This is a genomic window from Hansschlegelia plantiphila (genome assembly GCF_027922265.1).
GTDB classification, from domain to species: Bacteria; Pseudomonadota; Alphaproteobacteria; order Rhizobiales; family Methylopilaceae; genus Methylopila; species Methylopila plantiphila.
On sequence record NZ_BSFI01000002.1, the window covers coordinates 106,763 to 124,620 of the forward strand.

Consider the following 17,858-nt stretch of genomic DNA (forward strand, 5'->3'; position numbering starts at 1 on the left):
CGACGAATCCGAGGAACGTTTCCCCGGTCAGCGGCGTCTCCTCGGCGGACCCCGAGCGCCGAGGAGCTCAAGACGTGCGTAGAGATCATCGCCTCTCCTGGAGGAGCGCCGGGGCGTTAATCTCACCACTGACGCTGCGGCGCCGGCCATGAAGATCGGCGTCATCGCGCATCTCAAGCATCCGATCGGCGAGCCTTTTGCGGGCGGTCTCGAGATGCATACCCACCAGCTCGCGCGCGGCCTGCGAACCCGGGGCCACGACGTCACGGTGTTCGCCTCGACCCGTTCGGACGCCACGCTGGGCGTCGAGCCAATCTGCGACGAGACCTCGCTGTCCGCCCTCGGTCTCGAGGAAGCGACGGACGTTGCGTTCTTCCGGGAGCATCATGCCTATCTCAAGCTGATGCGATCTCTGAAAGGGCGCGGCTTCGACGTGATCCACAACAACTCGCTGCATTACCTCCCGGTGGCGATGAGCGCGGATGTGGGTGCGCCGGTGGTCACGACGTTGCACACGCCGCCGTTCTGCTGGCTGGAAAGTGGCGTCCGCTTGTGCTCCGAGCCGGACGCTCAGTTCGTCGCGGTTTCCGAAAAGATGCGGCTCCTGTGGTCGCGCGTCAGGCCGATCGACCAGGTCATCCTGAACGGCATCGACCTCGATCGCTTCCAGTTCAGGCCGGAGCCGGACGTCGAGCCCTATCTGGTCTGGTGCGGCCGGATCGTGCCTGAGAAAGGCCTGCATCACGCGATCGCCGCGGCCCGGACGGTCGGGCTGCAGTTACGTTTCGCCGGTCCGATCTGGGACCAAGGCTATTTCGCCGAACGCATCGCGCCGGAACTCAATGACGGCGCGGTTTATATCGGTCACCTGGGCCACTGCGAACTGGCCGAACTCGTCGGCGGCGCGCGCACGTCCCTCTGCACGCCATGCTGGGAAGAGCCTTATGGGCTCGTCGTCGCTGAGGCGCTCGCCTGCGGAACCCCGGTCGCGGCCTTCGAGCGTGGCGCGCTCGCCGAGATCCTCGACGAGTCCTGCGGCGTGCTCGCCCGTCCCGACGAGGCCGGCTCGCTCGCCGCCGCCGCCAAGATCGCGATCGGCCTGGATCGCAGCGCATGCCGCCGTCGCGCCGAGGCGATCTGCGACGCGGACGTGATGATCAACGCCTATGAGCAGCTCTATGCCCGCCTGGCGAACTGAGACCGGCGAACCGTCAGCCGCCTGCGTCTGCATCCCTGCGCGAAACGAGGCGCGGCGCCTGCCGGCCTTGATCGCCTCGCTGGCGGCCCAGACGGTGGCGAAGGCGCGACCTCTGTCGGTCGTGGTGGTCGTGAACAATTCCGACGACGGATCGGAGACCGCGCTTCAGAAGCTCGCGCGCGTCCACGCGAAGGCGCTGGACGTGCATGCCGATATCATCGACTTCGCGCCGGATCTTCGGCACGCCGGTTCAGCGCGTCGGCGCGCCATGGCGCTCGGCGCCCGGGTTCTGCAGGACGCGGGGCACGGCGATGGGGCGCTCATCTCGACCGACGCCGACGCTCTGCCGCCCCCGAATTGGGTCGAGGCCAATCTCGCAGCGCTCGCGGCGGGGGCCGATCTGGTCGGCGGTCGGCTGGAGGTCGACGCCAACGAGACGCAGGGATGGCCGCCGACGCTCCGTGCGACGCACGCCCACATCGCTGAGTACTGGACCGCGGTGCGTGCGCTGGAGGATCTGCTCGATCCGACGCCCTGGGATCCCGCGCCTCGTCACGGCGATCATACCGGCGCGAGCCTTGGCCTGCGCGTGGCTCTTCACGACGCCGTAGGCGGCGTTCCAGCCTTGCCGCACGCCGAGGACATCGCTTTTGTGCGCGCCGCTCAGGCCCTCGGCGCGCGGCTTCGGCATCCCCCCGAAGTCTGGGTGCTGGTCTCCCCGCGCGAGGACGGACGCGCGGCGGGCGGCATGGCGCAGGCGATGCGCGCGACGCGTGAGGCGGTGGAGCGGGAGGGGGCGGTTCGCATGCCCGCGGCCGCCGCGTGGATCGACCGCATCGCATGGCGAAAGGCGGCGCGGGCCGAGGGCGGCCCGGCCTCAGTGGCGAAGCTTGAGTCGGAGCTGCCGCCGCTCGCCTCCGATACGCCCATCGAGGAGGCCGCCGCCTCGCTCGTCGCCGCGGCCAGAGAGGTCGCGACCGCGCCGCGCGCCGCATGAAGCGTCCGATCGGCTACTACGTCCACCACCACGGCGCCGGGCACCGGCGTCGCGCCGAGGCGATCGCGGCGCAGCTTGGCGGGCGCATGACGATGCTCGGAACCGGTCTTGGCGACGCGGGGATCGATCTGCCGGACGACCGGATCGACGCCGGCTTCGACGGGGAGGACGGAACGAGCCTGCGGCCAGCTGCCCTGCATTACGCGCCGCTCCGGCACGACGGCGTGCGCCAGCGCGCGGCGATCATCTCCGGCTGGATCGCACGGGAGCAGCCGGCGCTGATGGTCGTCGACGTCTCCGTCGAGGTCGCGCTGCTGGCGCGCCTGTGCGCGACGCCCACCGTCTATGTCCGGCTGTTCGGCAGCCGTGACGACGCTCCTCATCTGGAGGCCTTCCGCAGCGCCGAGGCGCTGCTCGCACCGTGGCCGGAGATCTGGGAGCACGAAAGCGCGCCTCCCGATCTGCGCCGGCGGACCAGTTATTTCCCCGGCGTGACGCCTGCCTTCGCGGGTCCAACGCGCCAGTTCGGTCGGCCGACGGCGGTGGTCGTCTATGGCGGCGGCGGCGGGCGCTTGGCGGCCGTCGAGCAGGCGGCGGAGGCGACGCCCGATCTGGACTGGGTCGTCCTCGGCGAGATTCAGGGAGAGCCTGTTCGCCGGCCGGACAACCTGCGCTTCGCGGGCTGGGTTCCCGACGCGCCGGCCTGGATCGCGGGGGCCGAGTTCGTCGTTGCGGGAGCGGGCGATGGCGCGGTCGCCGATGTAGCGGCCGCACGGAGGCCGTTTCTCTGCATTCCCGAACAGCGGCCCTATCGGGAGCAGACCGACAAGGCCCGCGTGCTGGAGCGCGCCGGCGCTGCGGTGGTCGTCGATCGATGGCCGGAGCCGGGTTCGTGGCCGGCTTTGCGGGCGCATCTGGCCAGCCTGGACCGCGATGCGCTCAGGCCCCTGGCCGATCCTCATGGCGCCGCAAAGGCGGCCGCATGGATCGAGGCGATCGCCGACCGCTAGAAGGGCTCGCCGGGCGGCCGCGCCGCGGTGCTGATTTCGTCCGCGGTAGGCTGGCGGCGCACGACGATCGGTCCGGTCGCTGGCCGGTCGATCAGACCGAGATCGGCGAAGGCGTCGAGCCAGCCGCTCATCGGCCAGACGTCCCACTTTGTATGGAAACGTTCGGCGTTGCGCAGGATGGCGTCGAAATGCTGAAGCGGAGGATCGAACGTCCGGTGATGCTGATGGAACGCCGGCGCGCCGGCCAGCATGAACAGCGGCACGCCATTTTTTCGCGCGGCGAAGCCGAAGTCCGTATCCTCCGCGCCATAACCGACGAACCGCTCGTCGAAGCCGCCGATGCGTTCGAAAGCGCTTCTCATGACGCCGAATGCTAGCGACCAGAACAGGCCAGGATTGTCCTCACGCCGCATGCCAGCGGATGGAAAACGTCGGACGGGATGCGCCCGGCCGGCGGTCGCGAGGTCATGTTCGCTCCATCCGTCCGAAACGGCGCCCTGCGGCAGATAGAACACCTCGCTGCAAAACAGACCATCGGTCGTCTCGATCGCCGCCGAAAGGCGTTCGACGAAATGGCGCCCGGGGATGCAGTCGACGTCGAGGAAGAGCAGGCGGCGGCCATACGCGGCCTCCGCGGTCCGGTTGCGGGCCGCCGCAAGCCTGGGAGGCGATCCGGCGACTGCGATGCGCCGGATCGGGAAAGGGGCCGCCGGCAGGCGGACCGGCGTCTCGCCGATGTCAGAGACGACCAGCTCGCCCGGCTGCACTGTGGAGCGAGCGAGACCCGCCACCAGCCGGTCGAAATGGTCCTGTCGATCTCCGACCAGCGTCAGGACGCTGACGTCAGAAGTCATCCGCGCCGCAGCAGGTCGAGGCGGTACTCGGGCTCGGCGCGCTGCCGCTCGATCCTGAATACGCCGCTCAGCCGCTCGATCAGGCCTTCCGCCGCCTCGTCGCCGGTCAGCGGATAGTCGGTCTCGCCCGTCCAGTGCACCAGAAGCAGGTCCGCCCCCTCGCGCGACGCCGATGCGAGGTAATCGGCCGCTTTAGAGAGATCGCCGCGATCCCAATAATAGGCGACCTCGGACAACAGGATCAGATCGAACGGCCCTCCGTCCGGACGCTCATTTGGAAGGGCCCGCCGCTCGAAAGTGACGTGAGCATTGGATTTCAGTCGGGCGCGGGCGCGCTGCAGCGCCGTCTCGCTGACGTCGACGGCGACCAGCGCGTCGCAGCAGCCCGCGAGCCGCTGCGTCATCACGCCGTTCGCGCAGCCCACCTCGAGCGCCGCTTCGTAGCGCCGGCCTTCGAGGGCGGCGATCGTGGCGTTGTATTTGGCGCGCTCGTAGTCGCTGGTCTCGAAGGCCCACGGATCGGCTGAATCTTCGAACATCCGCTCGAAATAGTCCGACGGCAGGCTGCCCTCATGGCGCATGGCGCGGCGCGCTCCGGAGAAAGAATTCGAAGGGACGGCGGCGCAGGTCGCGCTGTTCCGGCGACAGGCGGAAGCCCTGGCCGGCGCTCGGCGTCAGCTGGCTGCGGTGGCGGGCGAGCGCCGCGGTCCGGCGCGGCAGGCTGCTTCGGGCGTCGATCGCGAGAAACCGGCCGTCGCGCAGGTCGGCCGGGTCGCTCCAGACGGCGTATTGCAGCACGTCGATGCGCCGCCGGGCGTCACGGGCCACGGCGTAGGCCAGCTTCGCCGAGGCGACATGGTCGCAATGCGCGTCTCGGAGCGCAGTGACCGCTATGGCGTCGACCCGGTCCCGGCGGCAGAGTCCCGCGAGGCGCCGCGCCGCCGCCAAGAAAGTGGGCGACCCCAGGTCGGGCGGGCGCGCATCACGCCAATCGAGGAACTCGATGGGCGTATCGGCGCGCCGCGTCAGCGCCCGCAGGGCCTCGCGAGCCTCCCGGCGGCGAAGCTCCGCCAGCCGACGTCGAGCGGATGCGTCCACGCATGGATGCGACCCGGAGCCGTCGGTCACGAAAACGACGCCGGCGAGCCTCCCGCTGTCGCTCGCCTCCGCAATCAGCGCGCCGGCGCCCAGCGTCTCGTCGTCGGGATGCGGCGCGAGCACCAGCCAGCGTGCCTTGGCGAGGCGTCCGCCGAAACGCGAGGCGCGCGCGATGAGCGACGGGGGAGCGGTCACCACAGTTCGTCCCCCGCGCCCCAGCAATCGCGCTCAAGCCAGGCGGCCGCGGCGCGATCCCTCGCATGATCGGGCGCGGCCTGCCTCAGATAGAGCCCGAGATCGCGGCAGAACCGGTCGAGATCGCCGCCGGTGAAGAAAGCGCGCGTGCCAACGGCCCGGCTTGCGAGTTCGATGACGTCGAGGCCGGCGCGCTCGACGACGCCCCGCGTCATCAGGGCGAAGGAGTTCGCGTCCGGCGCCTCGCTTTCAGACCGGAGGCCGGCCTCGCGCACCCAGAGATAGGCTGACCGGGCGGCGACGACCGCCGCGCCGAACTGGGAGCGGACGAGAGGGTCTTCGCGGGCCGCCTTGTTCAGGGCCTCGCGCATCAGCGTCAGGATGCGCTCGACGCCGCCAAGCTGCACGGCGGCGAAACGCCAGGCGCCGCCAGTGAAGCGGGGCTCGAGGTCATAGTCGCCGGGCCCCCCCAGCAGCATGTCCGGCGCGACCGCGAGACCGGACAGATCATAGCGACCGCTCATCGTCGCGCGCATGCCGCGCACCGTCCAGCCGGACACATCGGCGCGCGGGGCATCCTTCGCCGGCGCGATGACGAGACGGCGCGTTTCATCGCGGGCCGCAGTGACGATCGCATAGTCGATCTCGCCGGCGCCGGTCGCAAAACTTTTCGCACCTTCGAGCGCGTCGTCGACGGTTATTCGGACCCCCGGCGCGGGTTCCGTCGCCCAGACCCCGTAGACCCTCCCTTCGACAAGGCGCGTCGCGAGCTCCGCCTTCTGGGCGGCCGAGCCATACCAATCGAACAGAGCAAGCGCGTTGACATGGCCCTCGAAGATGCGGCCGAGACTGAGGTCCGCACGTCCGACGATGCGGAGCGCGTCCATCAGGGCGTCTGCCCGCTGGGCTTTGGTCAAAGCCGCTCCGCCGCTCTCGCGGGGCGCGAACGCGGTGAGCAACCCGGCTTCATGCAGCGCCTCGACGCCGTCCCGGGGAAACGACGGCGCGGCGTCCGCATCGCGTCCCGCTCTATCAAGAGCTGCGGCGCTCCGTTTGGCCCGTTCCACGACCTCCGCCGCAGGGTCCGCGGCTGGTCGGCGATCGGTGCGGCGGAGAGGCGTCACGGTCATGTCGCGCAAGGTCCCTGTCGAGCCGCAAGGCCAGCCATGGACGGGGAACGTGCGAGAGGCCGAAAAGTCTGCGTCTTGCACAGTATTTTCTTCGCCGCCCGCCGCACAGTGAACGTCGTCGGCCAAGGATGAGGTCAGTTCGGCAGCGCCTGGCAATTGGCGCCCGCGCGCAGCGCTACATGCACGATATCGCCGGCCGAAAACGGCGACGCTCCGGCCTGGCGTGGGGCGTCGATGATGATGGTCTGCCCGTCTGCGAGGTCGGCGTGAAGGCGCAGCGCGCGGCCGTGGAACACCACGCTCGTGATGCGCGCCGGCGCCGCTCCCGCCGCTCCGGCTGTACAGACGATGAGGTCCTCCGGCCGGACGCAGATCGTCCGCTCCGTCCCGGCAAGGCGGCCGGCGCCGTCATCGGCGGCCACATCGAGCGCGAGGCCACCCGCGGAAAACGGGGGCCGACTGTTCTCTCGGGCCCCCTCGGCCGTTGCGCGCAGCAAGTTCATCGCGCCGATAAAGCGCGCCACGAAGGCGGTCTCGGGCCGGTCATAGAGCGTCGCGGGTTCGGCGATCTGCTCGATCTTCGCTTTGTTCATCACAACGATGCGGTCGGAGATCGACATCGCCTCGGTCTGATCATGGGTCACCATCACGAAGGTCGTGCCGAGGCGCGATTGCAGGCGCTTCAGTTCGACCTGCATCTGCTCGCGAAGATGCGCGTCGAGCGCGGAGAGCGGCTCGTCGAGCAGGAGCAAGCGAGGTTCGCAGACGATAGCGCGGGCGAGCGCCACGCGCTGTCGTTGTCCGCCGGACAGCTCCTGGACGCGCGCCCCGATTTTGTCGGCAAGTCCGACGAGCTCCAGGGCTTCTGCCGCGCGGCGCCGCTGCTCGGCTTTCGGCGTCCTGCGAAGCGACAGGCCGAAGCCGACGTTTTCGGCGACGGTCATGTTCGGGAACAGAGCGTAGTCCTGAAACACCGTGTTAAGCGGGCGCTCGTGCGGCCGGAGAGCGGTGATGTCGCGCCCGTCCAGCAGCACCCGGCCTGCGGTCGGGCTCTCGAAGCCCGCGATCACCCGGAGCGTCGTGGTTTTGCCGCAACCGGACGGACCGAGCAGCGTCAGGAATTCGCCGGAGGCGATGTCGAGGTCGACGCCGTCCAGGCCGACGACGTCTCCTGCAAAACGCTTCGAAACGCCATCAAGCCGCAACAGCGGATCAATCGCCATCGCGGACTTTCGAGGGCTTGGTGGTGTTGACCCAGAGAATCTCGCAGCGCTCGTCGCTCGTGTTGCGGAAGGCGTGGGTCAGGGTGCTCTTGAACGCGAAGCTGTCACCTGCCCTGAGCTGATAGCGGGCGGAGTCGATCGTGAGCTCGACCTCGCCGGCGCTGACGAAGCCGAATTCGTGACCGGCGTGGGCATAGGCTTCCGCCGTGCCGCCGCCAGGTTCGACCGTGACGAGCAGGCCTGTGAGCGTGGCGCCGGGAGGGGAGAGCAACGCCTTGGCGATGCCCTCCGACCGAACCGGCAGCGAGCGCCGGTCGCGAGGACGCACGCAATAGAGGTCGCTCGCCTGCTCCTCGCCGTCGGCGATAAGTGCCGAGGGCTCGCAGTCGAGCGCCGCCGCAAGCGGCCAGATCACTCGCACTCTGAGCGAGGTCATACCGCGCTCGATCTGGCTGAGCGCGCCAATCGAGATGCCGGCGCGCGTCGCAAGGTCGGCGAGCGACAGGTTGCGGGCGAGCCTCATCGCCCGCACCCGCCGTCCGACGCGGACGTCCGCCTCGTCCAGTTCCCGCGCCGGCTTTTCCGCCAGCGCGTCATCGAGCTTCCGCATGCGTCTGGTCCTGCGTTCGGTGGGGGGCCGCTCAGCCCCCCGCCTTGACCTTCTCGAACATCTTGGCGAGCTCGTCGTTCTGTTTCATCGGCCCGGTGAAGACGGTCTCCTTCAGCACCTCCTCGGGGTCGGCCGGCAGCTGAAGCGTCTTGAGCTCTTCCTTCGAGACCAGATCGAAGGCGGCCTTGGTCGAGGCGCCGTAGCCGTAGCTCTGGATCAGGTGCTGGCCGGACGCCGCCTCCAGGCGGCTGTTGATGAAGTCGTAGGCGAGATCGACGTTGGCGGAATCCTTCAGGAGCACGAAGCCGCACGCCCAGGTCAGCATCCCTTCCTTGGGCTTCATGAACTCGACCGGAACCCCCTGCTTCCTGAGTGAAGTGGCCGACGCGTTCCACGTCATGGCGGCGACGAGTTCGCCGCTCGAAAGCGCCTGCTCCACCGACGTCATGTCGGTGGTGTAGCTGCTGAGCAGCGGCCGCTGCTCGCGGAGCTTCGCCGCGACCTTGTCCATCTCCTCCGGCGTCATGTCGAAGGGGCTGACGCCCGCGAGCAGCGCGGCGACGACGGGCGTATCGTGAACAGCGTCGATGGTCGCGATCTTGCCGGCGTACTTCTTGTCCCACAGCAGATTCCAGCTCTGCTCCGGATCCTTCACGATGTCGCTGCGGTAGAGGATCGAGGTGTTTCCCCAGTCCCAGGGCACCATCCAGACTTTCCCGTCGCCCGCCTTCAGATCCGGCAGGTTCCGGAAGATCGGGAAGATCGCGTCCCAGTTCTTTATCCTCGCGGTGTCGATGGGCTGGAGCAGGCCCTCCTTGTTCCACCGCGCGATCTTGTCATAGCAGGGGTGCGCAAGGTCCGGGTGGAAGCCCGCCTTCACCTTGGAGAAGGCGTCGTCGTCGTCGCCAAAGGTCGTTGTCTCGACCGCGTCCGGATGCGCTGTGTTGAAGCTCTGGTTGAATTCGGGCAGCTCATAGCCCGACCACGTGAAGTATTTCAGTTTGTCGGCCGCCATGGACGGCGCAGCGGAGAACGCGAACGCAAGCGCCGCGGCGGCGAGGCCGGCGGAAATCCTTTTCGTCGAGCATGTCATCGCAGTGCCCTCTGTGGTGGTCATCGGGTGGCCGTGACGGGGGAGGCGGGGATGCGGCCCGGAGCGGGCCGGGTGACGGAAAGGCCGCGCCGGCGCAGCGCCTCGGCGAGCGCGGCGATCGCGATCGAGGCGACGAGGATCGTCGTGCCGAGCGCCATCACCGATGGCAGCGCCTTCGGAAAGCGGAGCTGCCCCCAGATGAACAACGGCAGGGTCGGCTCGGCGCCGGCGAGGAAGAAGGCGACGATGAACTCGTCGAACGAGGTCAGGAACGCCAGCATGAAGGCCGAGCCGATGGCGGGCGCGGCGAGCGGCAGCATGATCCGCGCGAAGGTCGGCCAGCCGGTCGCGCCCAGGTCGGCCGCGGCTTCCGCGATGCTTTTGGGGATCGCGGCGAAGCGGCTTCGCATCACGACGACGGTGGTCGGGAGCGCGACCAGCACGTGGCCGAGGACGACGGCCGAGCGAGAGGGCCCGAGGCCGGCGAGATTGACCAGGATCAGCAGCGCGATGCCCGCGACCACGCCCGGGATCAGGATCGGCAGCCGCGCCAGCCCCGAGATCACCGAGGCTGCGCGTGAGCCGCCGCGCATCTCCATATAGGCGATGGTGACGCCGCAGAGAGTGGCGACGCTCGCCGCGATCATGGCGACGAACAGGCTCGTCAGCAGCGCGCCGTAAAGGGCCTCGTTATCGGCGAGCGACTGATACCAGCCGAGCGTGAAGCCCTTCAGCGGAAATGCGGCCTGGATTGAATCGTTGAACGAAAACAGTGGGATGAGGGCGACGGGAAGGTACAGGAACACGAGGTACAGCACGACGTAGCCGCCGAGGAGACGGCCGTCGGCGCTGCGTCCGGCGGCGCTCACGTCCGGCTCCCGAACGCACGATCGGCGTGGCGGGCGAGCAGAATGACGGCGAGGATCACCAACATCACGACGACCGCGAGCGCCGAGCCGAACGGCCAGTCGTTGGCCTTGCCGAACTGTGACTGGATCAGCGAGCCGATCATCGTGCTCGAGGGACCGCCGACGAGGGCCGGGGTGACGTAGTCGCCGACCGTCGGAACGAAGACGACAAGGGCTGCGGCGAGGACGCCGGGCATGGAGTTGGGGAGCACGATCCGGCGGAAGCTGGTGAACGGCCGGGCGCCGAGATCGGACGCAGCTTCGAGAAGTGATGTCGGGATCGTCTGAAGAGACACATAGATCGGAAGTATCGCGAACGGCGCATAGGCGTGAGCGAGCGTGATGACGACCGCAGCCGGCGTGTTGAGAAGCGCGATCGCCGGCTCGTTCTGCAGGCCTGTTACTATAAGGGCCGAGTTCAGGACGCCGTTATACGCGAGCACGATCTTCCACGCGAAGACGCGGAGCAGATAACTCGTCCAGAACGGCAGGGTGACGAGGAACAGGATCAGTCCGCGGCGGGAGCCGGCGTGGAAGGCGAGATAATAGGCGACGGGATAGGCGGTGACGACGGTCGCGGCCGTAACGAGGCCGGCGATCGACAGAGATCGGATTATGACCGTCCAATAAAGCGGATCGATTGCGATCGAAACGAAGTTTTCGATCGTAAAGCCTTCGCCCAATAACGGCCCGGCATTGTTGCGTAGGCTCAGAAACAGGACAAGAGACAGCGCGAACAGGATCAGGACGACTGTGGCGAGCGCGCCCGGAAGCAGCATCGCCGCCGTGAATACCGTGTCGCGCTTGGCGCTTAAGGCGCCGGCTGTCGTCGCATCGCGGGTCATCGAAGTCCCGTTCGCATGCTTGAAACAGGACGAGCCTATTTCACGAATATGAAACCTGCAATGGCATTCTCAGCGCTCGAGCGCGTCGAGCGTTCGATACCAGGCGATCGCCGCTGCGACGCCGAGCGCGCGGAAGCCATGCAGCGGGATCGGCCGGATCGGCGACAGCGGAAACGGAAGCCGCTCGCGGTCTCGGTCGACGAGGTAGTCGACGAGCTCCGGACCCAGCGCCGTCATCAGCCCGACGCCGCGCCCCTGGCAGCCGACGGCGGTGACGAGGCCGGTCTCCGGCTCGTGGACATGGGGCAGATGATCGGGCGTCATCGCCACCCGGCCGAACCAGCGGCGCTCGATCGTCGTTCCGGTCAGCGCCGGGTAAAGCCGGCCAAGCGCGCGATCGAGATGCGCCCAGTCGGCCTCCGCCGTCGGCTCGGCCATGCTGCCGCGGCCGCCGAGCGCGAGCCGCCCGTCCGCAGTCCGGCGGTAATAGATCACGATGCGCCGGGAGTCGGAGACGGATTGCCCCCCGGGCAACGCCGCCGCGAGTTGCTCGGGGGCGAGAGGAGCGGTCGCGATCTGGAAGGAGTGCAGCGGCACGATGCTGCGCGCGAGGCCCGGGATGAGCCCGTCGGAATAGGCGTTGGCGCCGACGATCACCATCGGCGTCTGAATCTCGCCCCCTGAGTTTAGAGCGATCCGCCAGCCTCCGCCTTCTCGCCGCAGCGCCGCGGCGCGCTCGTTTTCGGCGATCCTGACGCCGGCCGCCGCGCAGACACGCGCGAGTTCGGAGATGAATGCGAGCGGATTGATCACGCCTCCGCGGCGGTCGATCCAGCCGCCGAGATAGCCCTCGGCCCCCGTCAGGCGCGCGATCTCCGCGCGGTCGAGCAGCGAAACGTCCGCGCCGAGACCCCGCCACTGGCGGTCGCGTTCCGCCGCGAAATCGAGCGCCGCCCTGGTGTGGCACGCGTAGATCCAGCCGTTGCGGGCGTGGTCGACGTCGAGCTGCTCGCGCGCGATCGTTTCGAACACCCGGTCGGCCAGCGTCGAGACAAAGCCGACGAGCCGCTCGCCCCGCGCCGGTCCGAAACGCTCGATGATCTGCTCGGGCTCGAGCTTGAGGCCGGGGATGACCTGGCCGCCGTTCAGTCCCGAGGCGCCGTCGCCGACGCGGCCGGCTTCGACGACGCGCACGGAAAGCCCGCGCCGGGCGGCGTGGAGGGCCGCGGACAGGCCGAGGAATCCGCCGCCGACGATCGCAAGATCCGCCCGCTCGACGCCGGACACCGGGTCCTGCTTCAGGGCGTAGCCGGTGGGCCGCGTCCAGACCGGGGGAGGGGCGCTGCGTTTCATCGGGCCGCCTTAAGGGCTGAAAGCCGTCTGAAAACGATATCCAGAAATTCACGTTTGTGAAATGCGATCGTGAGGGAAGCGCGAGTTAATCGCGCGCCCAACGAGTTGATCGCGGGTTAATCCGGGTTAATTCCGCGATGATTCAGGGCGATTAACCCGTCGTCGCTGCCTCCCGGCCCTCAGGCGGGGACGCGAAACCGCGAAGCGCCAGGGAAGTCGGGCGCCGGCGCCGCCATGCTCGGGGGCATTGCAGCGTTTGCGCCCCGGCTCAAGGCCGGGACGCAATAAGGAGCACGCCCGGGCTCCCGGAGGCGCGGGCGGCCCGCTCGGCCGCCCGGTCGAAGCGCGCTTCGCCTCAGCGCCAGCCGCCGGAGGCGCTGACGATTTCTCCGGTCAGCCAGGACGACTCGTCGGAGGCGAGGAACACGGCGATCTTGCCGATGTCGTCGGGACGGCCGAGGCGACCGAGCGGCGTTGCGCTGATGATCGTCTTTTCGAAGTCGGTGCCGGCGATGCCGACGGCGGTGAAGCCCTCGGACTCCGTGGCGCCCGGAGCGATCGCGTTGACGCGGATGTTGCGCGCGCCGAGCTCGCGCGACAGCGACACGGTGATGTTGTCGACTGCGCCCTTGGTGGAGGAATAGATCACGGAGTTGGGCGCAGGATTCGACCCGACCACCGAACTTATGTTGATGATATTGCCGCCCTCAGGGCCGAAGTGTTTCAGCGCCTCCTGCGCGCTCAGGATCGTGCCGAGCACGTTGATGTTGTACTGGCGGTGGAACTCCTCCTCGGCGAACTCCTCGAGCGAGCCGAATTTGTAGACGCCGGCGTTGTTGACGAGGACGTCGAGCCGGCCGAACGCCGACTTCGTCTCGGCGAAGATGCGCTTCACGTCGGCTGCGACCGCGACGTCGCCGTGGACCGCGACGGCCTTGCCGCCCTTGCTGGCGATCTCCGAGACGACGCGCTCGGCGCCTTCGCGGCTGGAGGCGTAGTTGACGACGACGGAGGCGCCTTCGGCCGCCAACGCCTTGGCGATCCCGGCGCCGATGCCCTTCGAGGCGCCGGTCACGACGGCGACCTTGCCTTCGAGCTTACCCATGACCTGAATTCCCTGCTCTGGTTTCGCTTCCGAGCGAGCGGCGAGGCCTTATGGCGGCGTCGCTTCGTTCGATAGTTCAGAAATTGTGAACTAATGGACGATCTGTCAAGCGCGCCCTATATCGATTGTCATGAGGCCGCTGTTTCACCCATCTCCGGAGGACGTCACCGTGGAGGCGATCCTCCACGCGCTGTCGGACCCCGTGCGCGCGCAGATCTTTGCGGGCGTCGCATCGGCGGATTGCGCGCAGATCTGCTCGGCGTTCGCGGACGTCAGCGACCGGCCGGTGCCGAAGTCGACGCTGTCGCAGCACTTCAAGGTGCTGCGCGAGGCGGGGCTCGTCCGCAGCGAGCGCCACGGGGTCGAAGTCCGCAACACGGCTCGCCTGGGTGAGCTTCGCGAGCGTTTCGGCCCGCTGATCGAGGCGATCATGCAGGCGCACGCCAAACAGCAGTGCGAGACGCGCGCGAAGGCGGGGTAGCGCGCCGCCACGGAGCAAGACGGAGCGCGTCGTCCTCTGGCTTGACCGGAGGACCCCTGTTCGGGCAGGCGCCCCACGCCCGGCATGGCTGGTCCGGGTCGAGCCGGAACCACGACGGCGGAGCTTGAGGCTACGCCGGCGCCGTCCCGGAAGGCGGTGATTTCTCAGAACAGCGCGATCCTTGCCCGTTGCGCGCGGCGACCCTTGCGAAAATCCTGTCGGCCGCCAGCGGAAGCGTCCGGAAGCGCTCTCCGGTTGCGTCGTGGACCGCGTTGGCCAGCGCCGCGGCGACCGGGTTGAACGGGCTCTCGCTCATCGACTTGGCGCCCATCGGGCCGATCGCGTCGCAGGTCTCGGCGAACATCACCTCGGTGCGCGGCGCGTCGGCGAAAGCCGGGATGTGGTAGGCGCGCAGGCTCTTCGTCTCGACCGCGCCGCCGGGTCCGACGTCGACGTGCTCGTAGAGCGCGGCGCCGACCGCCTGCGCGACGCCGCCCTCGATCTGGCCGCGGCACTGCATCGGGTTGATCACGGTTCCGGCGTCCGCCGCATGGACGCTGCGAAGAATGCGGATCGCGCCGGTGACGCGGTGGACCGCGACGCGGAACGCCTGAACGTTGAACGCGACGGATCGGAGCGAGCCGTTGGCCTCGCCGGCGGCCGACAGCGGCGACTGGCCTGCGATCTCGGCGAGGGAGACCGAGGCGTTGCCGGCGACGACGCCTTCGGCCGTCAGCGCGCAGGAGGCGAGGGGGGCGTTCAGCAGGGCGGCCGCGACGATCAGGATGCGCTCGCGCAGCGCGTTCGCTGCGTCGAAGCAGGCCTTGCCCGCGATCATCGTCCCCGTCGAGCCGAAGGCGCCAGTGTCATAGCCCGATGCGTCGGTGTCCGACTGCACGATGCGGATGCGGTCCGGCGTCGTGCCGAGCGCGGAGGCCGCGAACTGGCCGTGGACGGTGGTCGAGCCGGAGCCGAACTCCGCCGTGCCCACCGCGAGCTCGTAACCGCCGTCCGCGCTCAGCCTCGCCTCGGCGTGCGAGAAGTGGCCGCGCGGCGGCACGGTGTCGAGCATGGCGATCGCCACGCCTTCGCCGATCAGCCAGTCCGGCGGAAGGCGCGGCTCGCCATCGCGGCGCGCCAGCGCCGCCTCCACCAGGTCGAGGCATTGGTCGAGGCCGTAGCTGCCGATCTCGACGTCGTGCGGCTCGTCGTCGAAGGCGACGAGCGCGTCGTCGGACCGGATCATGTTGATCCGGCGCATCTCGAACGGGTCGATCCCCAGCCGGCGGGCGAGTTCATCCATCGCGGATTCGATGGCGAAGCTCGTCTGGCTGAGGCCGTAGCCGCGGAAGGCGCCGGCGGGCACGGTGTTGGTGTAGACCGCGACGCCGTCGACCCGCTTGTTGGCGCAGCGATAGAGCGCGACGGATTCGTTGCAGCCGTGGAACAGGACGCCGGGGCCGTGATTGCCGTAGGCGCCGGTGTTGGAGACGACGTCGATTGCGATCGCGGTGAGCCGGCCGTCAAGGGTCGCGCCGAGCTTCACGCCGACCCGCATCGGGTGGCGGGTGGTGGCGCCGGTGAACTGCTCCTCGCGCGTGAACTCCAGCTTCACCGGCCGGCCGAGCTTCAGCGCCGCCAGCGCGGCGACGTCCTCCGTCAGCATCTCCTGCTTGCCGCCGAAGCCGCCGCCGAGGCGGGCGCACATCACGCGGACATCGGCGACGTCCATGCCGAAGACTGTCGCAAGCCGGCGGCGGGTGAGGAAGGGCGTCTGCGAACCCGTGCGGAGGTTCAGCCGGCCGCGCTCATCGATCCAGGCGATCGAGCCGTGGGTCTCGAGATGGGCGTGCTGGACGCGATGGGTCTCGTACACGCCCTCATGGACGACGTCGGCGGCCGCAAATCCCGCGTCCGGGTCGCCGACCGCGCCATGGACCTCGGCGCAGACGTTGCGCTCGGGCCGCGCCGCGCCGGTCTTGGCCGGGTCGTCGTGCAGCAGGGGCGCGCCGGGGCGCATGGCCTCGAGCGGAGCGAACACGGCCGGGAGGACGTCATAGTCGACCCGGAGCAGCCGGCAGCCGAGTTCGGCGGCGGCTTCCGTTTCGGCGACCACCGCCGCGACGCGCTGTCCGACGAAGCGGGCGACGTCGTCGAGCACGCGCGTGTCCGGCGGGTCGTCGGCGTCGAGCTCGTGCAGGCCGGTGGAGAACAGCGTCTCCGGCGCGTCCTCATGGGTCAGCACCAGCCGGACGCCGGGAACGGCCATCGCCGCCGCGACGTCGATCGAGACGATGCGGGCGTGGGCGTGAGGCGAGCGCAGCAGCTTGAGGTGCAGCAGGCCGGGCATGTCGACGTCGAAGGTGTAGGGCTCGGCGCCTGTCACGATGCGCCGGCTTGCGGGCGCCGGCGCGTCGGCGCCCGCGCCCCGACCGGCGGCCGGCGCCGCGACATTGCGGACCCCACGGACGGCGTCCGCGATCGAACGGTAGCCCGTGCACCTGCACAGATTGCCTTTCAGCGCGCGCGGCAGGTCGTCGAGCTGTTCGGGCGAGAGCGCTGCGACGGTCGCGATCATTCCGGGCGTGCAGAAGCCGCACTGGAATCCCTGCGCCGCGACGAAGCGCTCCTGAACCGGCGACAGCGCGTCGCCGCGGGCGAAGCCTTCGATCGTCGTGACCTCCCGGTCGTCGGCGCGGAACGCAGGGTAGACGCAGCTGTGCACGGGCCGCCCGTCGACCTGCACCGTGCAGGCCCCGCAGTCGCCGGCGTCGCAGCCCTTCTTCACCCCGAACCAGCCGAGCCCCCGCAGGAAGGTCCTGAGGCACTGGCCGGGACGCGGGGTTTCATGAAAATCCTCGCCGTTGACGTGGAACGTCACGAGGCGAGCTCGCGGCGGATCTCCTCCGCGAGGTGGAAGGTCAGGCGCCGCCGCCAGTCAGGATGGCCGTGTATGTCGTCGTGATAGAGCGTGTCCGGGATCGCCCGTTCGATCGCCGCGCCCAGCGCCCCGCTCTCCGGAAGCGTTTCGAACACAAGCCGCACGGGGCGGACGGTCGCGGCGGTCACGGTCAGCGCGAAGCCGCCGTCCGGCGCCTTCAGCCCGATCAGCAGCGCGGCGGAGCGGCCGCCGGGGGTGAGCGAGGCCTGGCGGAAGGCGGAGCGGGACCGGAGGCCCGCGAGCGGCAGCTCGATCGAGCGCAGCAGCTCGCCGCGCGTCAGCACGTTGCGCCGGTCGCCGGTGACGAAATCGGCGGCGGCGACGCGACGCCCGGTCCCGTCCGGCGCCCAGATCACGCAGGTCCCGCCGAGCGCGGCGGCGAGCGCCGTCATCGGTCCCGCCGGCAGCGACAGGCAGAGGTTGCCGCCGACCGTCGCCATGTTCCAGATCTTGAACGAGCCGAGCAGCGCGTCGCAGCACTGGTCGATGAGCGCGCCCGCCGTCCAGTCGTCGGGACGGGGGAAGGCGTGAAGCTCGCGCAGCTTGCAGGTGGCCGCGACCCGAAGCGCGTCGCCGGTCAGTTCGAGCGGCGTCCAGCCGAAGCCGTCGAGGTCGATCAGCCTGACGAGGTCGAGCTGCGGCTCGGAGAACAACCAGGTGCCGCCGCCGAGCCAGCCGTCGCCGTCGCGCCACTCCGACAAGGACGACGCGTCGGGGCGCGTGACGATCTCGGCGATGGTGTCGAGGTCCAAGGACTGCTCCCCTCAAGCCGCGCGGCGGAGCTCCGCGGGCTTCGGCCTCGGGTGGCAATCAGCAT

At 69.3% G+C, this 17,858-nt stretch carries 17 protein-coding genes; 4 read left to right on the forward strand and 13 right to left on the reverse strand.

Features of this window, described 5'->3' with window-relative positions; all coding sequences use genetic code 11:
• Positions 1–148 precede the first annotated feature (148 nt).
• The 3 genes from PKE75_RS01955 to PKE75_RS01965 are packed head-to-tail and all read left to right on the forward strand — an operon-like array spanning position 149 to position 3,205.
• A complete protein-coding gene (locus PKE75_RS01955) occupies positions 149–1,198 on the forward strand; it encodes a glycosyltransferase family 4 protein (protein WP_271167008.1) in 1,050 nt (349 codons plus the stop codon).
• Positions 1,179–2,195 (forward strand): glycosyltransferase, encoded by a 1,017-nt coding sequence (locus PKE75_RS01960; RefSeq protein ID WP_271167009.1) that lies wholly within the window; start codon positions 1,179–1,181, stop codon positions 2,193–2,195. The genes PKE75_RS01955 and PKE75_RS01960 overlap by 20 nt, the downstream gene beginning before the upstream one ends.
• The gene (locus PKE75_RS01965; RefSeq protein ID WP_271167010.1) at positions 2,192–3,205 is read left to right on the forward strand and encodes a glycosyltransferase; all 1,014 of its coding nucleotides are present in this window, start codon (positions 2,192–2,194) and stop codon (positions 3,203–3,205) included. The genes PKE75_RS01960 and PKE75_RS01965 overlap by 4 nt, the downstream gene beginning before the upstream one ends.
• Here PKE75_RS01965 and PKE75_RS01970 read toward each other — a convergent pair.
• From PKE75_RS01970 to PKE75_RS02020, 11 genes are all read right to left on the reverse strand, one after another.
• Positions 3,202–4,059: a glycosyltransferase family 2 protein gene (locus PKE75_RS01970; RefSeq protein WP_271167011.1), complete on the reverse strand. Its 858-nt coding sequence runs from the start codon at positions 4,057–4,059 to the stop codon at positions 3,202–3,204. The two genes, PKE75_RS01965 and PKE75_RS01970, sit on opposite strands and share 4 nt — an antisense overlap.
• Entirely contained in the window at positions 4,056–4,640 is a 585-nt protein-coding gene (locus PKE75_RS01975; protein WP_271167012.1) for a class I SAM-dependent DNA methyltransferase, read from the reverse strand. Before PKE75_RS01975 ends, PKE75_RS01970 begins: the two co-directional genes overlap by 4 nt.
• The gene (locus PKE75_RS01980) at positions 4,630–5,352 is read right to left on the reverse strand and encodes a PIG-L deacetylase family protein (RefSeq protein ID WP_271167013.1); all 723 of its coding nucleotides are present in this window, start codon (positions 5,350–5,352) and stop codon (positions 4,630–4,632) included. The genes PKE75_RS01975 and PKE75_RS01980 overlap by 11 nt, the downstream gene beginning before the upstream one ends.
• Complete coding sequence (locus tag PKE75_RS01985) at positions 5,349–6,419, reverse strand: acyl-CoA dehydrogenase family protein (RefSeq protein ID WP_428979096.1); 1,071 nt, start codon at positions 6,417–6,419, stop codon at positions 5,349–5,351. Before PKE75_RS01985 ends, PKE75_RS01980 begins: the two co-directional genes overlap by 4 nt.
• Before the next feature lie 197 nt (positions 6,420–6,616).
• Positions 6,617–7,705 (reverse strand): ABC transporter ATP-binding protein, encoded by a 1,089-nt coding sequence (locus tag PKE75_RS01990; protein ID WP_271167015.1) that lies wholly within the window; start codon positions 7,703–7,705, stop codon positions 6,617–6,619.
• Entirely contained in the window at positions 7,695–8,315 is a 621-nt protein-coding gene (locus PKE75_RS01995) for a cupin domain-containing protein (RefSeq protein WP_271167016.1), read from the reverse strand. Before PKE75_RS01995 ends, PKE75_RS01990 begins: the two co-directional genes overlap by 11 nt.
• A 31-nt stretch (positions 8,316–8,346) precedes the next feature.
• Positions 8,347–9,408, reverse strand: coding sequence for an ABC transporter substrate-binding protein (locus tag PKE75_RS02000; protein WP_309298799.1), 1,062 nt, complete (start codon positions 9,406–9,408; stop codon positions 8,347–8,349).
• 20 nt (positions 9,409–9,428) lie between these two features.
• On the reverse strand, positions 9,429–10,277 hold the full coding sequence (locus PKE75_RS02005) for an ABC transporter permease (RefSeq protein ID WP_271167018.1): 849 nt from the start codon (positions 10,275–10,277) through the stop codon (positions 9,429–9,431).
• On the reverse strand, positions 10,274–11,161 hold the full coding sequence (locus PKE75_RS02010; protein ID WP_271167019.1) for an ABC transporter permease: 888 nt from the start codon (positions 11,159–11,161) through the stop codon (positions 10,274–10,276). The genes PKE75_RS02005 and PKE75_RS02010 overlap by 4 nt, the downstream gene beginning before the upstream one ends.
• A gap of 69 nt (positions 11,162–11,230) precedes the next feature.
• Positions 11,231–12,514 (reverse strand): NAD(P)/FAD-dependent oxidoreductase, encoded by a 1,284-nt coding sequence (locus PKE75_RS02015; RefSeq protein WP_271167020.1) that lies wholly within the window; start codon positions 12,512–12,514, stop codon positions 11,231–11,233.
• A 355-nt stretch (positions 12,515–12,869) separates the two neighbouring features.
• On the reverse strand, positions 12,870–13,619 hold the full coding sequence (locus tag PKE75_RS02020) for an SDR family NAD(P)-dependent oxidoreductase (RefSeq protein ID WP_271167021.1): 750 nt from the start codon (positions 13,617–13,619) through the stop codon (positions 12,870–12,872).
• A 130-nt stretch (positions 13,620–13,749) separates the two neighbouring features.
• Between PKE75_RS02020 and PKE75_RS02025 the strand changes: the two genes are divergently transcribed.
• Positions 13,750–14,100, forward strand: coding sequence for an ArsR/SmtB family transcription factor (locus PKE75_RS02025; protein ID WP_271167022.1), 351 nt, complete (start codon positions 13,750–13,752; stop codon positions 14,098–14,100).
• 130 nt (positions 14,101–14,230) lie between these two features.
• Here PKE75_RS02025 and PKE75_RS02030 read toward each other — a convergent pair whose 3' ends face one another.
• Positions 14,231–16,981, reverse strand: a complete 2,751-nt coding sequence (locus PKE75_RS02030) for a molybdopterin-dependent oxidoreductase (protein WP_271167023.1) — start codon at positions 16,979–16,981, stop codon at positions 14,231–14,233.
• A complete protein-coding gene (locus tag PKE75_RS02035) occupies positions 16,978–17,793 on the reverse strand; it encodes an FAD binding domain-containing protein (RefSeq protein ID WP_271167024.1) in 816 nt (271 codons plus the stop codon). The genes PKE75_RS02030 and PKE75_RS02035 overlap by 4 nt, the downstream gene beginning before the upstream one ends.
• Positions 17,794–17,858: the final 65 nt, after the last annotated feature.